Consider the following 18,790-nt stretch of genomic DNA (forward strand, 5'->3'; position numbering starts at 1 on the left):
GGGTTTTTTGTCGGTGTTGCGGTGTCGCGATGTATTCAGGCGACAGTGTTGCCTTGCAGGCGGTCCGAGCCATCGGCGGCGACGGTGTTGCCTTGCAGGCGGTCCGAGCCATCGGCGGCGACGGTGTTGCCTTGCAGGCGGTCCGAGCCATCGGCGGCGACGGTGTTGCCTTGCAGGCGGTCCGAGCCATCGGCGGCGACGGTGTTGCCTTGCAGGCGGTCGGAGCCATCGGCGGCCACTTCGTTGCCTTTCAAACGATCTGAACCATCGGCAGCGACACGATTTTCAATCAGGCGATCGGAACCGCCTTCAGCGACACGATTCTGGATCAGACGATCCGAACCACCTTCAGCCACACGGCTTTCGATCAGTCGATCCGAGCCGCCTTCAGCGACTACAGGTTGAGCCGAGGTGGCGGCAAAAGCGTTAACGGCGAAGATCGAAAAAGCGATGCTGAGGATGGTTTGGCGTTTCATGATCGTGTGCTCCGGGGTGTTGTTGGTTGGTATGACCCAATGTTACGCCGCGGATTTTTTAAGAGAACTTCATTGAAGTGATGGTGAACATCGATGGCATTGATAGGGCGAGCCGAACACCTCTGGTGGGCGTGATGATGTGGCGCAGCCTGGAAGCGGCGGGGCATTGCTTACACGGGGTATCAACTGTAATGCGCGAGCGCACCGTTATCAGCCATGCCGATCCTCAATAGAGTCAGCCTGACGATATTGTCCACTGCATCGATAAGGTGTCTCTCATGATTCAGAACGTTCTCAAAACGGCTTCTCTGGCAGTGCTACTTGTCGCAAGTGCAGCCGTGCCGATTGCCCAGGCACAACCCTTGCCCCTCGATACAGTGGGTGCCTTACATAACGAAGACGTGGAATGGCGCAGCTTTCCCGCTTTTCCGAAAGAAGTGAAGCTGGCCGTTATCGCCGGGGATCCGACTAAGCCTGCACCCTACGTTGTGCGAGTCAAAGTGCCGAACGGCATCAAATTAATGCCCCATACTCATCCTGAAAATCGTATCTACACCGTCATGTCCGGCGTTTTCTATATCGGGTTCGGTACGGTTTTTGATCCGGACAAACTGGTGGCTTATGGACCGGGTAGCGTCGTGATATTGCCGGCCAATACGCCGCATTTTCACTGGGCAAGATCAGGGGAGTACATATCCCAGGTTTACGGAACGGGGCCGCTGGGGCTTGAATACATTGATAGTCACGATGATCCTCGAAACGCGTCGAAGTGAAACGCGCCCATTCTTGAATCCAGCCCGGAGCCTTGCATGAAAGTTGGCGTGATCTCCGATACCCACGGCCTGCTCCGCCCCGAAGCCCTCGTGGCGTTGCAAGGCTGCGAGCGAATCATTCACGCCGGTGACATCGGCAAACCGCAAATCCTCGAACAACTGGCAGCGATTGCGCCCTTGCATGTCGTGCGGGGCAACAATGACCAGGCGGCCCCATGGGCAGAACACATCGCCGATCACCTGAGTTTTGATCTCAATGGCTGGTCGACCCTGTTGGTCCACGACATCGCCGACGTCCCGGATCTTCTCGATGTTGGCACACGGTTGGTGATCACCGGGCATTCGCATAAGCCGCTCATTGAATGGCGCAGTGAACGGCTGTTCCTGAACCCCGGCAGCGCAGGGCCGCGACGGTTCAAGTTGCCGGTGACGTTGGCGTTGCTAGACGTGGAAGAGGGGGCGATTGAGCCGCGATTGGTTTCGTTGTTGGGATAATGGAACCCGCCTCCGACCGCGTCGCTGCCACGCACTCTGTGTAGCAGCTGGCGAAGCCTGCGTCCGGCTGCGCAGCAGTCGTAAACCTGAGCGTGAAGTCATCCTGAAGGACCGCACTGCCTGATTTTGCGTCTGCTTCGCCGCCGAACGCAGGCTTCGCCAGCTGCTACGGGGTGGGTTGCTGATCTTGATGTCTCCACTTAGGGGAGCAGCGATGGCTCGACGGCAATCGCGATTTTTCCTTGAAGGCCATTGTTGGGACTTTCCAACCGGGCATGGGCGAGCGCAATGTCGGCAAGCGAATAGACAGCGCCAACGTGCGGGCGCAGCTGACCGCGCGCGATCAACGTGCTCAATTCATCCAGCTTGCCGCGGTTTTGTCGGGTGAACACGAAGTGATAACTCGCATTTTTGCCCCAGGCCTGAACGAGGTTTTGTGGCTGGGCAATGTCCACGATGGAAACCACTCGGCCCAGTTGGGCGAGGGCATCGGGGCTACGGGATAATGTGTTGCCGCCGATGGTGTCGAACACCACATCGACTCCGTGGCCATCCGTTTCCCGATTGATGGCGTCGACGTAATCCTCCTTTTCGTAGTCGATAACGACATCGGCGCCCATGCTTCGTGCGAACTCAAAGTTTGCTTCGCGCACGGTGGTGAACACCCGTGCTCCAATGGCTTTTGCCACCTGGATCGCCACATGTCCGACGCCCCCGGCGCCGCCGTGGATCAGAATGCTTTCTCCCACTCTGAGGGCCGCTCGCACGGTCAGTGCTTCCCACACAGTCCCGCCAACCAGGGTCAGACTTGCCGCCTCAAGATGACTCAGTGAAGGCGGCTTCTTCCCGATAATGCTTTCGTCTGCAACGTGGTATTCGGCGTAACTTCCAGGACCGTCGAAAATTTGCGGGGTGTACCAGACTTCGTCTCCCGGAGCGAAGGCCGTCACACCCGGACCCACTTCTTCAACAACGCCCGACACGTCATGACCGGTAATGGCCGGCAGTGGCACCAGGTCGGCATAGTCGCCACGTCGAACCTGGAAATCCAACGGGTTGATGGAGGTCGCGTGGACCCGCACCAGCACTTGTCCTGCACGCGGCACTGGCTTGGGCACGTCGCGAAGTTCGAACGAATCCGGGCCGCCAAATGCTCTAAGTATCATCGCTTTCATAGTAGATCCTCGTATCGACAAAAAGGGATATCGAGATATCTCGATATCATGGGGCAAAAAAATTACAGATCTGTCCCTATGATCTCGGCCAGCGCACTGATGGCTGCTTCATTGCGCTTGTAGTAGGTCCATTGTCCGATGCGTCGGACTTCGACCAGGCCCACTCGTTGCAGCGTCGCAAGATAACCAGACACCGTTGACTGCGACAGCCCGATACCTTCCTGAATACTGCTGACGCAGACCCCCACCGTGAGAACGTCACCCTCATCCTGCGGAGGGAAGTTCTTAACGGGGTCCTTCAAGCCTTTCAAGATTTGAAGGCGTGTAGGATTTGAGAGGGCTTTGAATATTTCGAGTAGGTCCATGAGTGCAGGATATCGAGATTTATCGATATGTCAATACGGGAGGCGCTCAGGCCACGCACATTGTGTAGCGGCTGGCGAAGCCTGTGTTCGGCTGCGCAGCAGTCGTAAACCTGCAAAGGTGATCATCCTAAAGGACCGCGCTGCCTGATTTTGCGTCTGCTTCGCAGCCGAACGCAGGCTGCGCCAGCTGCTACGGGATGGGTTGCGGGTTTGTCGTCGGAGTCTTCGGTTCGATTTCACTCACTGACCATAGACGCCGAACCCCACACCTGAACCTGCGCACTTTCTGAAGGCGCCATCGAAAAAATAAACATCATCTTCCGTGCCGCATTCGGTACCGACCATTCGTAGGCAATGGTTTGAGTGGGTCCATTGAGGGAGGATTGTTTTTGTTCTTCTCTCACCAGTTTGGCGGTGAGCGGGGCAGGTGGGTTTGTGATCAAGGCGAGAAACAACTTTTTTGCGGTCTCAGTGTTGGCTTTGCGGCCATAAACCGAGCAAAAATTTTTGTCGCTGGGGAGCGCAAGTACGAAAGTTCCGCGTTTATCTGGAACCGACCAGGCATCGCCTGGCTTGTCTGAGAGGAAATACGCTGCCTTTTCAGGAGGAAGTGCGGGTACGCGTTTTAGCGCTGTTCGTAGGGTGTCGAGTTGGGAAAGGTGTTTCATGCACGTCGAGAGGTAAATCTCGGTGAACGCGTTGGCTTGGTCATCGGCTTCGCTGGCCAGGCATACGTTTGAAGCCAAGGTGAGGATGATCAGGACGGGGAAAAGTTTGGGCATGCGGACGCTCCTTGTCGTTGGATGGAGCTAAGCATAGCTTGGGGATTTCATCCGTCGATTGACTGTGTGTTTGCCCTTTTTGAAAGGAGTCGGAGTGTCGTGATTCAAAGGGGAGGATCTATTTATCTGAAAAATAAATCTGTCCCCTTGGTCAACGAAAACAGTTATGACGATGACAGCTTCGGGTCGAACGAGGACTAAGTTCTGCTCGCACAACAGTGTGAATGACTTTTCTCGCCGAACAAAAACGGGCGCCTTTAGCGCCCGTTTCCATTCACTCCGCCGCCTGCACCCGCAACCGTCGCCCAATCACATCCATCAAATCACACCCATCCCGCAACGGAATGGCCAGCAGTTTGGAGAAGTCCGACAACACCACCGTGTCGCAGCCAATCTCTGCGCGAAAGGCAATATTCTCCAGCACCTGCGTAACCGTGCTAATACGGTAATCCGCCATGGCTTGGAGAACGTCGAGTGGGGCTTGGGTATCGATGAGCAGGGAGGGTGGAATCAGGTCGATTCCGGTGAGGGGCATGTATCTTTCCATAGATGTAACTCCGATCAGTGCAAAGGTTGACTGCCCCTCATTCGTCGCCAAACGAATGGGTGACAGCTATACGCAGGTTGGCGAACCGGGATCGGGATACCGGCAGACCCTAAGGCCTCCCGCGCACAGCTGCCATAAAGACAACTTTGCGGGCATGCAAAAGCGCGTGCATTAAAGCACAGCGCATTGCATTCCGATTCGATCGGGTCGCCAAACCCAATTCGCCATTTGGGCGACGGCAATGACTATAAGCCGCATATCATCAGTGCGGTAGGTGAGACATTCCGAGCTTTATGTAGGACCAATCACAATGAAATTTCAGACCTTTCACATAACTTCCCAGCAAAACTAAACACAACCCCGAAATGTTCATTGCCCGTCGCGCGTATCTCACCGAAGCTATCCTTCATTCAGCCCTCACGCCGTCGAGATGGACCTCCACCTAATGCAAACCCCAGCGCAATCCCAACGCCCACTCTGGAAAATCTATCTGCTTTTCCTGGCGCCGATGGTCCTGTCGAATTTCCTGCAATCCATGTCCGGCACCGTCAACAGTATCTACATCGGCCAGATGCTCGGCACTCAAGCGCTGGCAGCCGTGTCCGGCATGTTTCCCATCGTGTTTTTCTTCATCGCCCTGGTCATCGGTTTGGGGGCTGGCGCGGGTGTGTTGATCGGGCAGGCGTGGGGGGCTCGGGAGACGCATTTGGTGAAGGCGATTGCCGGGGCGACGTTGATGTTGGGGGTGTTGATCGGATTGGTGGCGGCGGTGGTGGGGAGCGTGTTTGCGCGGACTTCGCTGGAGGGGTTGGGGACGCCGGCGGATGTGCTGGACGATGCGGTGGCGTATGCGCATGTGATGTTGTGGTTCATGCCGTCGCTCTTGGTGTTTGTGTTGTTCACGCAGTTGCTGCGCGGGGTGAGCGATACGTTGTCGCCGTTGTTGGCGCTGGTGGTATCGACCGTGATCGGCCTGGCGCTGACGCCGGCGTTGATTCGCGGGTGGTTGGGTTTGCCGCCGCTGGGGATTCAGAGTGCGGCGTTCGCCGGGTTGGCGGGCAACCTGGTGGCGATGGGGTGGCTGGCGTGGCGCTTGATTCGGCGCGGGCATCCACTGGCACCGGATCGCGAGTTTTTTGCGGCGATGAAGCTGGATTGGGCAATCCTCGGCAAGGTGTTGCGCATCGGTCTGCCCACCGGGTTGCAGATGGTGGTGTTGTCGCTGTCTGAGCTGGTGATTCTGGCGCTGGTGAACCAGCACGGGTCGCAGGCAACGGCGGCGTATGGCGCGGTGACGCAGATCGTCAATTACGTGCAGTTTCCTGCGCTGTCGATTGCGATCACGGCGTCGATTCTCGGCGCGCAGGCGATTGGGGCAGGGCGCATTGAGCGCATCGGGCCGATTCTGAAGACTGGGTTGATGATCAACGTGTGCCTGACCGGTGGCTTGATTGTGCTCGGGTACTTGTTGTCGAGCTGGTTGCTGGCGTCGTTTCTCACCGAAGAGGCGACGTTGAACATGGCGGAGCACCTGTTGCACATCATGCTTTGGAGCCTGTTGGTGTTCGGTTTCCAGGCGATCATCGGCGGCATCATGCGCGCCAGCGGCACGGTAATGGTGCCGGTGGCGATCTCGATTGTGTGCGTGGTGTGCGTGCAGTTGCCGGTGGCGTATTTGCTGGATGCGCGGTTCGGGCTGCAAGGGGTGTGGATGGCGTTTCCGGTGGCGTATCTGGGGATGCTGGCGTTGCAGACGCTGTATTACAAATTGGTTTGGCAGCATCAGAAGATTGAGCGGTTGGTGTAGTGGGGTCGGTTTAGATTGGCGCCAACCCAGTCGACATCTTTTTCAACGGGTCCACCGTCATCGCGAGCAGGCTCGCTCCTACAGGGGGCGTGGTGCTCACAGGACTTGATGACATCCATCGTCGAACCGACAATCTACCGGTGGGGGAGTCACCAACGGGCGCCATCGCCTGAGGAGGTTTTCCATGAGCCCCTTATCCCATTCCATCTTGCAAGACCGTGCCGCAGCCGGACAGCGGTTGGTGGAGCCGTTGCTGCAATACGCCCTTCGATCCGACGTGATCGTTCTCGCCTTGCCACGTGGTGGGGTGCCGGTGGCCTATGAAGTGGCCACGGCGCTGGGTGTTCGCCTTGATTTGATGCTGGTGCGCAAACTCGGTGTGCCCTCCCGACCGGAGTACGCCATGGGTGCGATTGCCAGTGGCGGTATTCTGATTCGCAATGAAGAAGCACTACGCTTTCATCCGATAGACACGGCGGCATTCCAGGCCGTGGTCGACCGGGAAAGCCGCGAGCTGTTGCGCCGCGAACAGGTTTATCGGGGTTCACGTGCGCCGGTGCAGCTCAAGGACCAAGTGGTGATCCTGATCGACGACGGCCTGGCAACCGGTGCTTCGATGAGGGCGGCAGTGCAGGCGGTGCGATTACAGGCGCCGTCGCGCATTGTGGTGGCCGTGCCGGTGGCGCCGATTGAAACGGCGGAGGCGTTGCGCGGTGATGTGGATGAGCTGGTGTGCCCGCTTTATCCGGACTGGTTCACGTCGATTGGGCATTGGTACGTGGATTTTTCCCAGACGGCGGATGCCGAGGTGATCGGCTTGTTGCAGCGGGCCTGGCAGCGAGAGGCCGGTACACCAGACACTGAAGATTGATCGCACAACGTCGCTTGCTCTGATGAAGTTTTGCTGTCATCGTTTGCGCTATTGGTAATCTTTCTTATTTGAGAAATTTTTTCGTATGCCCGAATTTTCCGTGGCAGGCGACGATCTTGCGCGTCGTCAGCAGACTTTCACCGAGCTCTACAGCAATCACCATTCGTGGCTGCATGGCTGGCTGCGGAAAAAACTGGGTTGCTCGCAACGAGCAGCGGACCTGGCGCACGATGCGTTCATTCGCGTGCTGACCCTCGCCGAACCGCAATCTATCAAAGAGCCCCGGGCGTTCCTGGCGACGATGGCCGGGCGCTTGTTGATCGATGGCGCGCGGCGTCGGCGGATCGAGCAGGCGTACCTTGAGGCGTTGGCGTTGCAGGCCCACGACGCCGGCATGCCTGACCCGGCAGCGGTGCACGCCGCGCTTGAGGCGCTGGAAAAAATATCCGCCATGCTCGCCGGATTGCCAACCAAGACCCGCGAAGCATTTTTGCTCAGCCGCCTCGATGGCCTGACTTACAGCGAAATCGCCATCGAACTGAAGGTGTCTGCGAGCACGGTGAAAAACTACGTCGCGAGTGTGCTGGTGCATTGCTACAACGCCCTGTACGCCGAGGATTCAACGGCGTGACGAGCCTCGATAAACCGACCGAACAGATGATCGCCGAAGCGGCCCAATGGCTCACGCTGCTGCACGACGAGGCGGTCAGCGACACCGACCGCGAGGCATTCAATGCCTGGTGCAAGGCCGACCCGCGTCATCAGTTGGCGCACAAACGCATGCGTGCGTTGTGGTCGAGCCTCGATGAGTTACCGGCGGTACCGGCGCGATTGGCGCTCAAACAAGCCTTCGTGCAACCACGAGGGAAAACCGCACGCCGTGGCGCTCAAGTATTTGGCGTATTGAGTGTGTTGTTCTGCGCCTGGTTCGGCCTGGAGAATTTGCCCCTGTGGTTCGCCGACCAACGCACCGACGTGGGCGAGCGGCGAGAGGTGGCGCTGGCTGACGGCAGCCGGGTACAACTCAACAGCAACTCGGCGCTGGACGTGAAATTCGACGGTCGGCAACGGGTGGTCGAATTGCTCACGGGTGAGATGTGGGTCGAGGTGGCCAAGGACGCCCAGCGGCCATTCGTGGTGCGCACCGACCAAGGCACGGCGACCGCACTGGGGACACGTTACTTGGTGCGCCGCGCTGAAGATGGCGCCACTGTGGTCACGGTGCTGGAGTCGGTAGTGGCGGCCAAGCCTAACGGTGCCGAGGCGGTCAAGGTCATGGCGGGGCAGCAGACGAGGCTCAAGGACGGGCGGGCGCAAGCACCGCAAGCCATTGGCAACGCTGACCCGGATGCCTGGACGCGCGGTTTGCTCAAGGTCGATGACCGCCCGGTGAGCGAGGTGCTTCAGGCACTGGCCGGTTACCGTCACGGACTGGTGCGCTTCGATGTGCAAGCGTTGCAAGACCTGCGCGTTTCAGGGGTATTTCGCCTTGATGATACCGACGCGGCGTTGGCGACGTTGGCCGATAACCTGCCGATCAAGGTCGAGTACTTCACCGATCTGTTGGTGGTCGTTAAGCCGTTGTAGCGCATGCAACTAAAGCGCCTAAAACCTGTAGGAGTGAGCCCTGCTCGCGATTGCGCCGTGTCAGTGAACGCCAAGGCGTCTGACACTCCGTCATCGCGAGCAGGCTCGCTCCTACAGGTTTTTGCGGTGCTTTTGGTTTTTTAATGCAAATCGCTCGTATTCGTTGTCCGTTTTTCCGACATGGCCGTCATGGATAGTAACGCTCCCCATTTCACAGGATTTTCCATGTCACGCTTTGCTCGTCCATTGCATCCATTGGCGCTTTCGGTCGCGATGGCTTTTGTCACGGTTCCCCTGCATGCCGCCGAATCGACTTCGTCCGAGACCGCTACCAGCGCAGTACGCAGTTTCGCCATTCCTGCCGGGGATTTGAGTCGGGCACTCAACAACTTCGCTGAGCAAGCGGACCTCACACTGGCTTTCGATCCGGCAATGACCCGTGGAAAAACCAGCAACGGTTTGTCAGGCCAGTTCAGCACCCCCGACGCACTCAACCGATTGCTGCAAGGCAGCGGCCTGAGCGCCATCGCGCTGTCGGCCACCCGGTATCGAATCGAGCCGATCCCGGAGCCGGTCGCCGGTACGTTGATGTTGGGCGCCACCGACATCAACGGTGCCTATCAGAGCGAAAACCCGACCGGTCCGGTGGCGGGTTATGTCGCGACCCGCGCGATGTCGGGGACCAAAACCGACACGGCGCTGATCGAAACGCCACAGTCGATTTCCGTGGTGACCAAGGATCAGATGCGCGCCCAAGGCGCCGAGAGCCTCAACCAGATTCTGCGCTACACCGCGGCGGTGGTGCCTGAGACTCGCGGCTCGACGGCGTCGCGTCTCGATCAGATGACCATTCGTGGCTTCTCGCCGGCCACTTATCTGGACGGCTTGCGCATGCCCGGCAGCCGTGACGCTTCACCGCAAAAGGATGCCTTCGATCTGGAGCGGGTAGAGGTGCTGCGCGGCCCATCGTCAGTGTTGTACGGGCAGGCCAGCCCTAGCGGCGTGCTCAACATGGTGAGCAAGCGCCCGCTGGATACGCCGTTCCACGAAGTCGGTATCGAGTACGGCACCTTCAACAAGAAACGCACGACCTTCGACACCACCGGCCCGCTGGATGATCAGGGCGTGTATTCCTATCGCGTTGCCGGTCTGTACGACGAGGCCGACGGCCAGCTCGAACACACCGAGACTCAGCGTCAGGCGCTGTCGTCGGCCTTCACCTGGCGTCCGAGCGAAGACACTTCGCTGACCTTGCTCGGGCATTTCCAGAAAGATCCGAAAGCCGCTTCGTACGGCTCGGTGCCGGCCTGGGGCTCGGTGTTGCACAGCCCGTTGGGGCGTAGCATTGACGTCGACTTCTACGACGGTGAAGAGGATTTCGAGAAGAGCGACCGGGAGTATTTCTCGCTCGGCTACTTGTTCGAACACCACATCAACGACGTCTGGACCGTGCGCCAGAATCTGCGTTACCTGCAAAGCGAAGGTGACTACCGCAGCATCTACAACAGCAACCTGCGAGCCGATTACCGCACGTCCAATCGCTCCACCATCGCCACCGACGTGAACCTCGATTCCTGGACCGTGGACAATCAGGTGCAGGCCAAATTCGACACCGGCGCGTTGCAGCACACGGTGTTGTTCGGTGCCGATTACCAGAACACCAGCACCCACACCAAATCCGGTTTTGGCACGGGGCCAACCCTGGATATTTTCGATCCGGTGTACGGTGCGCCGGTCACCACACCGGCATTCACTTCCGATGCCACGCAACGCAACGAACAGAAAGGCCTGTACCTGCAAGAGCAGGTGAAGTGGGACAAATGGGTGTTGTTGATGGGCGGTCGCTATGACTGGGCCGACAATAACAACAGCACCACCAACCTGCGCACCAACGCCAAGACCAAGAGCTCGCTGCAGAGCGAAGCGTTCACCGGTCGCCTGGGCGTCGTGTACCTGTTCGACAACGGCATTTCGCCGTATGCCAGCTACTCCGAATCGTTCGAGCCGCAGTCGGGCACCGGCTACGGTGGTTCAGTGTTCAAACCCACCGAAGGCAAGCAATACGAAGTGGGCATCAAGTACCAGCCGCCGGGCAGCAACAGCTTCATCACCGCGTCGGTCTTCGACCTGCGCCAGAGCAACGTACCGACACTTGATCCGGACCCGACCCACCTCTGCGGCACCGGCCGCTGCCAGGAGCAGACCGGTGAAGTGCGCTCGCGTGGCTTCGAACTCGAAGGCAAGGCCAGCCTCAACGACAACCTGGACATCACCGCCGCCTACGCCTATCTGGATAACCGCATCACCCAATCCAACAGCACCGTCAGTTATGCGCCGCTGACCGACATCGCCGTTGGCCCGGCCGTACCGGCCAAAGGCACCACGACGTATGGCGTACCGCGTCACACCGCGTCGGTCTGGGCCGACTACACCTTCCATGACGGCGTTGCCAAAGGCTTCGGCGTTGGCGCTGGTGCCCGTTATGTCGGTTCGTCGTGGGGCGATACGGCCAACACGTTGAAGGTGCCGGGCTACACGCTGTTCGATGCTTCGCTGCACTACGACATCCCGCACCTCAACAGCCTCAAGGACAATCTGCGCCTGGCTTTGAACGCCAGCAACCTCGCCAACAAAGAGTATGTAGCGTCCTGCTATTCCTACTCGTGGTGCTGGTATGGGGCGCAACGGACTGTGCAGGCGAGTGCGACGTATCAGTGGTAAAGATCAACGCGACATATTGAAACGGGCTGCCATTGAGGCAGCCCGTTTTTTTTCGGGTGGCACAAATGGCGGTTCTTTGCTTTAGTCCACCTACTGTTGGGTTACCCACGCTGGGGAGAGTCCCATGAACTCTCGATTTTCGCGTTTCTTCGAGTTGGCCGGCGTTTTCGCGATCTGCGGTGTGTCCGGCGCTCACGCGGCTCAATTCACCGACGTGAACACCACAGCCAGCACCATCAGCTTCACCTATAACCAGATGGGGTCGAAGGTGTACGGCACATTCGATACGTTCAAAGGTGTTCTCGATTTCGATACCGCAGACCCCGCAGGCGCCCATGCCGAGTTAACCATCGATCTCAAAAGCATCAGGGTCGACGACAGTGATGCCAGGGCCGAACTACCCAAACCAGCCTGGTTCGACACGGCCACTTATCCGACAGCGAGCTTTGAGTCCACACGCGTGAAGGACCATGGCAATGATCGTTATTTGATCACCGGCAATCTCACGTTGCGCGGGCTCACGCGGGAAGTGGATGTACCGGTTTTACTCAAGGCGCAGGACGGTGTAGGGATCTTTGTCGGCGAACTGGTACTCAAGCGAGACGACTTCAAAATCGGCGACGGCGAGTGGGCCGACAGCGTTGTCTCCAACGAAATCAATATCCAGTTTCGAATGGTCGCGCCGCAACGCTAGTGCGACGCGTAGGTCGTCATTTGGGAGGAAGATAGACATGCCAAAAAAAATCATCGTTGCGTTCGATGGCACGTGGAACCTGCCTGATCAGGCGCCAGAGGTCGATGGCGACGCCAGTACCAATGTGGTCAAGTTGCATGATGCAATCGTGCCCAGTCACAAAGACGGGACGCTCCAGAAGAAAATCTACGTCACCGGTGTGGGCACCGATTGGTACGACAAACTTGAAGGCGGAGCCTTCGGGGTTGGCCTGTCGAAGAAAATCAAGGAAGGCTACGTGGCCCTGGCCAACAGTTACGAGGAGGGCGATCAACTGTTCATTTTCGGTTTCAGTCGCGGCGCTTATTCCGCACGAAGCCTGGTGGGGCTGATCCGTAACGTAGGTTTGCTGAAAAAAACGCACATCAAACGCATCGACGAAGCCTACACCCTGTACCGCACCCGCGATTCAAGCGCGGATACGGAAAACGCCAGATTCTTCCGCCAGAGTTATTCTCGGGAAATCGACATACATTTTCTGGGTGTCTGGGACACGGTCGGAGCATTAGGGGTGCCGTTCAAATCGGCTGAGTGGTTCAACCACAAATACTACGAGTTTCACGACACCGAGCTCAGCGGCATTGTGCGTAATGCCTTTCATGCCGTCGCCATTGACGAACATCGGGCCAATTACGAGTGCACGCTCTGGGACCCGATCGCCAAGCCCAATCAACGGATGGAGCAAGTCTGGTTCTGCGGAGCGCACGCCAATGTCGGCGGCGGTTACACCAATAACAACCTGTCAGATGTTCCATTGCGGTGGATGGCGGATAAAGCCATGGCGTGCGGTCTGGAGCTGGACTGGAAAAAGTTGCCCCGCCCGCCGAAAGCGCTGCCTGACATCACGGATTCCTATACGAATTTCCTGGGCGGCACCTATCGCCTGTTGAACGCCCGCTACTTCCGTCCTATCGGCAAGACTCCATTCGGCCAGGAATGCTTTGATGACAGTGTGCAGCAACGGGTTGTCGCCTCTGGTGTGTATCGGCCGAAAAATCATGTGGATGTCTATTTAGCGGGTTCTTACCGGCCAGTGAACAAAATCAGTTGATCACGCGGTACCTGTGGGAGTGAGCCTGCTCGCGAGGACGACTTAAAACTTGACACAATCATGGGTTGAAGCCCGGTTCATGATCCATGAACCGGGCTTCAATCATTCCCCCTCAATGCGCCACGATCGGCACCGTCACCGCTTGCCCAAACGCTGAACGAATGGTCACGGTCGGGTTCGGTGTCGGGCCGGCGCCGGTGGTGGTGACCGAGACTCTCCAGCGTGCGCCGGTGCCGACTGGCGTAAGGACCGCATTGCCCAGGCTCAACGGGCCGGCGGTGGTGGTGGCGGTGACCGTCAGCGTGTTGCCGGTGCCGCGTGAGGTGGTCCCCGCCAGGTCCCAGGTGTAGCGGCTGTTGCTGCGGGACGTGACGGTGGCGCTGGTGACCACCAGGTCTTCGTTGACCGCTGCCGGGGTGACCGCTACCGATACCGTTGCCGGTTCCGAGGCAGCATCCTTGGCGTCACTGGCCTGGTAGGTGAAGGTTGCGGTAAACGGTGCCGTGACGGTGCTCGGTGGCGTGTAGATCACACGTGCACCGTCGGTGATGACCGAGCCGAGGCCGGAATCCGGTTGCGCCAGGCCTACCACTTTGAGCGGTACGTTGCCGTCCGGATCGCTGTCGTTGGCCAGTACGTTGATGATCACCGGTTGCCCGTTGCTGCTGGTGGCGCTGTCGGGGTTGGCCAAGGGTTTTTTGTTGGTGGCTTCGTTGTCGTCGTCACTGCCACCGCCATCGCCATTGCGGAAAGTCGGCAGCGCAGCGGAGTTGACGTAGGTGACACCGTCCCAGCCGGGCAGGGGGGTTGGCATCAACTGGAACTGGCCTGGGTGCTCGATATCCCAACGCAGGAGCATCGACGTGTCTTCGTGCTGGGTGTTGTGGCAGTGCTCCATGTAGGTCCCGGCGAATTCGCGGAAATGGATTGCCATTTCCACGTCCACCGAACTGTCGATGCCTTCGCCGATGCGATACACATCCTTGCGCGCCCCTTGTTCCCATACCGGCGGCTTCTTACCGTCGCGGCTGAGGACGATCCCTTCTTCGAAGTGCACGTGCACCGGGTGGTTCCAGCCGTTGCCGCCGTTTTTGATTTTCCACACTTCCAGCGTGCCGTCGCCGCTGTAGCCGCCATCGGTCGGGCCGTTGGCCAATTGCGGGGCCGCGCTGATCCGCCGCGAGTCCATGGTGTAGCCAAAACCGCCGTCGGTCTTGATCGTCCACGGTGCTTCATCGGTGCCGTCGGAGCGGCCGAAAATGAACTCGCGGTGCCGCGCCAGTTTCAGTTTGGCCTGCACCGACGGATCGTCACGGTCGAGGGTCAGCGGGATCATGGTTTTACCGGCGGCTTTGCCCGGTTTGGCAGGCTCATAGTCGGCGGGGTTCATGCTCACGTCGGTACCGGAATAGGGCTGCACAACCATTTGCATGAACTTGCCCACGACCGGGTCGCCCTTGTCCCATTCCGGGCCTTTGCTGCCCTGTTTGATCACCGCTTTGTACTTCTCGGACAGCACGTCGGCCAGGCTCAATGGATCCTTCTGTGGACCCTTGCCGGTCTGGTGTTCCATCAGGTTGACGAAGTAGATCTTGTCGCCGGTCTTGATCCCGTTTTTCGCGAAGTTGATGATGATGTCGAAGCGTTCGGCGATGCCCTGGGTCGGCAAGATCGCGTTGTGGTTCTGTTTGTCGCCGTCACCGTCCAGATCCATGCTGCCGTCGAACGGCACGGCGTGTTCCATCAGGTTGCCGTCGTTGCCGACCATGTGGAACGGCACGCGGGCGTAAGACACATTGGAGCCGGCTGGCCCTGGAAACTCGCCACCGTTGCCGGCGATTTCACGCACCACGGCGATTCTGAAATAGCGCGACACCGAGCCGTTGAGAATGCGGAAGCGATAACTGCGCGCGCGCACTTTCAGGCGTGGTTCGTATTGCCAGTTAACGAGGATCTGGTCGCCAAGAAAGCCGTCGGTGTTGAACGGGTTGAACCACAACTGGCCGTTCTGATCCCAGGCCTTGTCGGCCACGACCAGGTTGACGTCATAGTCACGGTTGCCCCACGGCAGCGCCGAACCACTGGGCAAGCGCAGGTTGACGCCGTCTTCGATCGCTTCGTTACCGCGATCCAGGGCGCTGTAGTAGTTCATCATCACCGCGTTGCCCTTGTAGACGTTCTGCGCGGTGAAATCGAGCATGTGGTCGTGGAACCAGTGGGTGCTCATGGTTTCGCGCCAATCGCCACGGATCTTGATGCTGCCGTTGTCGCAGGTCTTGAGGCCCGGGTTGGCATCATTGACGAACAGGGTTTCGCCCGGCGCGCAGGGGAACGCCGCGCGCGGGTCGTGGGCGTCGGTGTTGATGGTGTCGTAGCCGGCCAGTTGCAGCGGCCAGCGATAGTCGTAGTACTGCCCCGGAAAGAAAAACGCGTTGGTGTAACCGTCGCTTTCAGCGGGGGAGTGGCCGTTGTGTTCGTGGGTGCTGATGGTGTGCAAGCCGAACCCGGCGTTGGCCGCAGGGTCGATCGGCAGGGCGTTGTAGTGACGCATCAACACTGGCTGGCCGTAACGCACCATCAGCAGTTTTGGCGGAAAGGTGCCGTCGAAGGTCCACATCGACTTGTGGTTCTGCAAGGGAAAGTTGGGGTGAAAGCGCGTGTCGATGCCTTTGGTGGTGCCGATGGTGGTGGGGATGTCCGAGGTCTGGTAGTAGAGGCCGCCAGGGCCGAACTCACCGACGGCGTAGTTGTGCAATTGCCTGCGGTCGCGCAGGCCCAGGTTGGTCCGCGCGCCGGCTTGCACGGTCTTGAAATCCGCCTGTGGGTAGAACTCGTTCCAGCGCTGGTGTGACCAGCCTTTTCCCGGTGGTCGACCTTCGGCGGGCGAGCCCACGGGATGGCGGTTGAGGAAGGTTTCGATCTGCGCCTTCCACGGGTTGCGGTCCAGTACGTTGGAGAACTGCGACGGGAACGGATACAACCCGGGCTGGCGCATGAAAGCGTCCAGTGCGGCACTCGATGGGCCGCTGCGGGCGACGCTGTCCGGGTCCTGCTGCGGCATCGGGCCGACGGTGGGCACCGGGAATGTCAGCGGCGGCGCGGGCAGGGTCGGGTCGAGTTTTTCCGTGCCGAACTCTTCGAACAGCAACAGTTGCTGGGTGAACGGTTGAGCCCCGAACAAGGGGCTGGGTTTGCCGTTGGTAGGGAAGTTGAACGAGGTCTGCACGCTGGGCGGCAGCACGTTTTCGGCACGCGGTGAGTTGCGGTCGCCGTATACGCCGTTGGGATAGGCGATCGCACCCTGGTTGGTTTCAGGCATGCCTTTCAAGGCTTCCAGCGCGGCGGCCGCGGCGATCGGGTCAGCGGGCGCAGGGTAGTAGGCCGAGGGGTCTGTGGGTGGCGGCTCGTTAACGTCGTCGAGTGGTACGGCGTTCGCCGTCGCCAGGGTCATGAGCATCGCAGAGGCCAGGCCTGTCATGCGTAAACCGCTCATAGGGTGAGTCGGTGGAGTAGCACGTTTCATTTTTTTTCCCCTCGCGTCATGCCAAATCGGCGAAACCCGCCATCCCGTCGAGAGCGACAGCTGCTGCGGTATGTGGGGAAGTGCAACTGTTGGGCCATCATCTGGCCGGGGAAAAAAAGTGCTAATGAATTAGTAAGTTGTTTCAGAGTGTTTCAGCGCGCTGACAAAAAAGGGTGGGGCATATTCCGCGAAGGCGGGGGAAACCCCCTTATTTCATTGGGTTACTTTCACCAATGGTGGGGGCTCTTGCCAAAGTGTATTGGCTTGGAAGAAAATGAGAGTCATTATCAAATAAATTTGTATCGGGCCTTTTCCATGTCCTCCGCCGACCTCTCGCTGCAACACGCCGTGCATACGCTTTACGAGGATCACCACAATTGGTTGTGTGGCTGGTTGCGCAAGCGGCTCGGCTGTAACCACAGCGCGGCGGATCTGGCACAAGACACATTCATTCGCGTCCTCACCCAGCGCAAGGTCCAGGAACTGCGCGAGCCCCGTGCCTACCTGAGCACCATCGCCCGTAGCCTGATGATCGACATGTTCCGCCGGCGGGCGTTGGAGCAGGCTTATCTGGAAACCCTGGCCAACATCCCTGAGCCGGTGGCGGTATCTCCGGAAACCCGTTCGCTGATCATCGAAACGCTGATGGAAATTGACCGCTTGCTCGACGGCCTGGGCGAGCGCACCCGCGAGATTTTCCTGCTGGCCCAGCTCGATGGCCTGAGCTACGTCGAGATTGGTCGTCGCCTGAATGTCTCGGTGACTACGGTCAAGAAACACGCGGTGCGCGCCCTGACTCACTGCCTGTTGCTGATCGAGGACTGACCCGTGGCCCGTGCACAACCTCTGGATTTCGCCACCCTCGAAGCCGCAGCACGCTGGTACGTCGACTTGCGCGGCGAGGTGCCCGACGAAGCCGTTCGTGAAGCTCATCGGCGCTGGCTGGAGCGCGATCCTCGCCACGTTCAAGCCTGGGAACGCCTCGGGCGCTTGCAGGACAAACTTGGGCAGCTATCGCCCGGCGTCGCCCGCCCGACCCTGGCCAGCGCCCGGGCCAAACGCCGCGACGTGCTCAAGGTGTTGTCGATTCTGCTGATGGCGGGCGGGGCAGGGACGCTGGCCTGGAACACCACGGCGCTGCCCACCTTGATGGCCGACCAGCGCACCGGCACTGGTGAGCGTCGGCGGGTGCGACTGGACGATGGCAGTCAGCTGCAACTCAACACCGCGACGGCCGTGGACATTCGCTACAGCGACACCCTGCGTGAAGTCCGTTTGCTGCAAGGTGAAATCCAGATTGAAACCGCGCGCGACGCGTTGGCGCGGCCCTTTGTGGTTCACACCGCTGAAGGCAGCATCCGCGCCTTGGGCACCCGTTTTGTCGTGCGCCACGACGCGGAGCAAACGCTGGTCAGCGTGCAGGAGCATGCCGTTGAAGTGCGCTGCGCCGATCTGCCGGGCGCGGCGCTGCGTGTCGATGCCGGCCAGCAATTGAGCTTTCACCGCGATGCCCTGGGCAGCGTGCAACGGGCCGTCCCGCAGTCAGATGCCTGGACCCGCGACATGTTGGTGGTCAATGACTGGCGCCTGGGTGACTTCGTGCGCGAACTGCAGCGTTATCGCCCGGGCCATTTGGGATGTGATCCGGCAGTCGCGGCGTTGCGCATCTCCGGCGCTTTTCATCTGGCCAGCACCGACACTGTTCTGGACAACCTGACCTCAACGTTGCCGGTGCGCATTCGCCGATTCAGCCGGTTTTGGGCCAGCGTGGAGCCGGTCTGAGTGCTTGATCGAAAAAAGTTTGCCGCAGGGGTTATTGATTTTGATTCTCGTTCGACTTGGTAGTTAGAGGCGCACATAGACGCTGCCATTTACTGCCACTCA

The 18,790-nt window shown here is 59.2% G+C and carries 17 protein-coding genes; 11 read left to right on the forward strand and 6 right to left on the reverse strand.

Features of this window, described 5'->3' with window-relative positions; translation table 11 throughout:
• Nucleotides 1-35 precede the first annotated feature (35 nt).
• Nucleotides 36-476: a hypothetical protein gene (locus tag KVG88_RS25425; RefSeq protein ID WP_217873093.1), complete on the reverse strand. Its 441-nt coding sequence runs from the start codon at nucleotides 474-476 to the stop codon at nucleotides 36-38.
• Nucleotides 477-754: 278 nt separating this feature from the next.
• Between KVG88_RS25425 and KVG88_RS25430 the strand changes: the two genes are divergently transcribed.
• Together KVG88_RS25430 and KVG88_RS25435 are read left to right on the forward strand one after the other, a co-directional pair.
• Nucleotides 755-1,249 (forward strand): cupin domain-containing protein, encoded by a 495-nt coding sequence (locus KVG88_RS25430; protein WP_217873094.1) that lies wholly within the window; start codon nucleotides 755-757, stop codon nucleotides 1,247-1,249.
• A gap of 36 nt (nucleotides 1,250-1,285) precedes the next feature.
• Nucleotides 1,286-1,744 (forward strand): metallophosphoesterase family protein, encoded by a 459-nt coding sequence (locus KVG88_RS25435; protein WP_217873095.1) that lies wholly within the window; start codon nucleotides 1,286-1,288, stop codon nucleotides 1,742-1,744.
• A 200-nt stretch (nucleotides 1,745-1,944) separates the two neighbouring features.
• Here the strand turns inward: KVG88_RS25435 and KVG88_RS25440 are convergent, their stop codons facing one another.
• From KVG88_RS25440 to KVG88_RS25455, 4 genes are all read right to left on the reverse strand, one after another.
• Nucleotides 1,945-2,919 (reverse strand): zinc-dependent alcohol dehydrogenase family protein, encoded by a 975-nt coding sequence (locus KVG88_RS25440; RefSeq protein WP_217873096.1) that lies wholly within the window; start codon nucleotides 2,917-2,919, stop codon nucleotides 1,945-1,947.
• Nucleotides 2,920-2,981: 62 nt separating this feature from the next.
• Entirely contained in the window at nucleotides 2,982-3,284 is a 303-nt protein-coding gene (locus tag KVG88_RS25445; protein WP_217873097.1) for an ArsR/SmtB family transcription factor, read from the reverse strand.
• Between the two features lie 236 nt (nucleotides 3,285-3,520).
• Nucleotides 3,521-4,066 (reverse strand): NMCC_0638 family (lipo)protein, encoded by a 546-nt coding sequence (locus KVG88_RS25450; protein ID WP_217873098.1) that lies wholly within the window; start codon nucleotides 4,064-4,066, stop codon nucleotides 3,521-3,523.
• Nucleotides 4,067-4,340: 274 nt separating this feature from the next.
• A complete protein-coding gene (locus KVG88_RS25455) occupies nucleotides 4,341-4,613 on the reverse strand; it encodes a hypothetical protein (protein ID WP_150701397.1) in 273 nt (90 codons plus the stop codon).
• 445 nt (nucleotides 4,614-5,058) lie between these two features.
• Between KVG88_RS25455 and KVG88_RS25460 the strand changes: the two genes are divergently transcribed.
• The 7 genes from KVG88_RS25460 to KVG88_RS25490 all read left to right on the forward strand — a co-directional run bounded on the left by KVG88_RS25460 (nucleotide 5,059) and on the right by KVG88_RS25490 (nucleotide 13,383).
• A complete protein-coding gene (locus KVG88_RS25460; protein ID WP_217873099.1) occupies nucleotides 5,059-6,420 on the forward strand; it encodes an MATE family efflux transporter in 1,362 nt (453 codons plus the stop codon).
• A gap of 184 nt (nucleotides 6,421-6,604) precedes the next feature.
• The gene (locus KVG88_RS25465) at nucleotides 6,605-7,291 is read left to right on the forward strand and encodes a phosphoribosyltransferase (protein WP_217873100.1); all 687 of its coding nucleotides are present in this window, start codon (nucleotides 6,605-6,607) and stop codon (nucleotides 7,289-7,291) included.
• An 85-nt stretch (nucleotides 7,292-7,376) separates the two neighbouring features.
• Complete coding sequence (locus tag KVG88_RS25470; RefSeq protein WP_217873101.1) at nucleotides 7,377-7,922, forward strand: sigma-70 family RNA polymerase sigma factor; 546 nt, start codon at nucleotides 7,377-7,379, stop codon at nucleotides 7,920-7,922.
• Nucleotides 7,923-7,948: 26 nt separating this feature from the next.
• The gene (locus KVG88_RS25475; protein ID WP_225934161.1) at nucleotides 7,949-8,878 is read left to right on the forward strand and encodes a FecR family protein; all 930 of its coding nucleotides are present in this window, start codon (nucleotides 7,949-7,951) and stop codon (nucleotides 8,876-8,878) included.
• Nucleotides 8,879-9,103: 225 nt separating this feature from the next.
• Nucleotides 9,104-11,599: a TonB-dependent siderophore receptor gene (locus KVG88_RS25480; protein ID WP_217873103.1), complete on the forward strand. Its 2,496-nt coding sequence runs from the start codon at nucleotides 9,104-9,106 to the stop codon at nucleotides 11,597-11,599.
• A 124-nt stretch (nucleotides 11,600-11,723) separates the two neighbouring features.
• A complete protein-coding gene (locus KVG88_RS25485; protein ID WP_150701402.1) occupies nucleotides 11,724-12,293 on the forward strand; it encodes a YceI family protein in 570 nt (189 codons plus the stop codon).
• Between the two features lie 37 nt (nucleotides 12,294-12,330).
• Entirely contained in the window at nucleotides 12,331-13,383 is a 1,053-nt protein-coding gene (locus tag KVG88_RS25490) for a T6SS phospholipase effector Tle1-like catalytic domain-containing protein (RefSeq protein WP_217873104.1), read from the forward strand.
• Nucleotides 13,384-13,495: 112 nt separating this feature from the next.
• Here the strand turns inward: KVG88_RS25490 and KVG88_RS25495 are convergent, their stop codons facing one another.
• A complete protein-coding gene (locus KVG88_RS25495) occupies nucleotides 13,496-16,876 on the reverse strand; it encodes an Ig-like domain-containing protein (protein ID WP_437179968.1) in 3,381 nt (1,126 codons plus the stop codon).
• 345 nt (nucleotides 16,877-17,221) lie between these two features.
• Between KVG88_RS25495 and KVG88_RS25500 the strand changes: the two genes are divergently transcribed.
• Both KVG88_RS25500 and KVG88_RS25505 read left to right on the forward strand, forming a co-directional pair.
• Nucleotides 17,222-17,731 carry a sigma-70 family RNA polymerase sigma factor gene (locus KVG88_RS25500; protein WP_150701405.1) on the forward strand — a complete coding sequence of 170 codons (510 nt, stop codon included), beginning with the start codon at nucleotides 17,222-17,224 and terminating at the stop codon, nucleotides 17,729-17,731.
• Nucleotides 17,732-17,734: 3 nt separating this feature from the next.
• Entirely contained in the window at nucleotides 17,735-18,688 is a 954-nt protein-coding gene (locus KVG88_RS25505) for a FecR domain-containing protein (protein ID WP_217873106.1), read from the forward strand.
• Nucleotides 18,689-18,790: the final 102 nt, after the last annotated feature.

It is taken from the genome of Pseudomonas azerbaijanoccidentalis (assembly GCF_019145495.1).
Lineage (GTDB): Bacteria > Pseudomonadota > Gammaproteobacteria > Pseudomonadales > Pseudomonadaceae > Aquipseudomonas > Aquipseudomonas azerbaijanoccidentalis.

Bases quoted from the DNA above. Each gene is read 5' to 3' on its own strand.
- KVG88_RS25445 (WP_217873097.1), bottom strand. From the start codon at position 3,284: ATGGACCTACTCGAAATATTCAAAGCCCTCTCAAATCCTACACGCCTT.
- KVG88_RS25450 (WP_217873098.1), bottom strand. From the start codon at position 4,066: ATGCCCAAACTTTTCCCCGTCCTGATCATCCTCACCTTGGCTTCAAAC.
- KVG88_RS25490 (WP_217873104.1), top strand. From the start codon at position 12,331: ATGCCAAAAAAAATCATCGTTGCGTTCGATGGCACGTGGAACCTGCCT.
- KVG88_RS25430 (WP_217873094.1), top strand. From the start codon at position 755: ATGATTCAGAACGTTCTCAAAACGGCTTCTCTGGCAGTGCTACTTGTC.
- KVG88_RS25475 (WP_225934161.1), top strand. From the start codon at position 7,949: ATGATCGCCGAAGCGGCCCAATGGCTCACGCTGCTGCACGACGAGGCG.
- KVG88_RS25460 (WP_217873099.1), top strand. From the start codon at position 5,059: ATGCAAACCCCAGCGCAATCCCAACGCCCACTCTGGAAAATCTATCTG.
- KVG88_RS25465 (WP_217873100.1), top strand. From the start codon at position 6,605: ATGAGCCCCTTATCCCATTCCATCTTGCAAGACCGTGCCGCAGCCGGA.
- KVG88_RS25500 (WP_150701405.1), top strand. From the start codon at position 17,222: ATGTCCTCCGCCGACCTCTCGCTGCAACACGCCGTGCATACGCTTTAC.
- KVG88_RS25485 (WP_150701402.1), top strand. From the start codon at position 11,724: ATGAACTCTCGATTTTCGCGTTTCTTCGAGTTGGCCGGCGTTTTCGCG.
- KVG88_RS25455 (WP_150701397.1), bottom strand. From the start codon at position 4,613: ATGGAAAGATACATGCCCCTCACCGGAATCGACCTGATTCCACCCTCC.
- KVG88_RS25470 (WP_217873101.1), top strand. From the start codon at position 7,377: ATGCCCGAATTTTCCGTGGCAGGCGACGATCTTGCGCGTCGTCAGCAG.
- KVG88_RS25495 (WP_437179968.1), bottom strand. From the start codon at position 16,876: ATGAGCGGTTTACGCATGACAGGCCTGGCCTCTGCGATGCTCATGACC.
- KVG88_RS25440 (WP_217873096.1), bottom strand. From the start codon at position 2,919: ATGAAAGCGATGATACTTAGAGCATTTGGCGGCCCGGATTCGTTCGAA.
- KVG88_RS25435 (WP_217873095.1), top strand. From the start codon at position 1,286: ATGAAAGTTGGCGTGATCTCCGATACCCACGGCCTGCTCCGCCCCGAA.
- KVG88_RS25425 (WP_217873093.1), bottom strand. From the start codon at position 476: ATGAAACGCCAAACCATCCTCAGCATCGCTTTTTCGATCTTCGCCGTT.
- KVG88_RS25480 (WP_217873103.1), top strand. From the start codon at position 9,104: ATGTCACGCTTTGCTCGTCCATTGCATCCATTGGCGCTTTCGGTCGCG.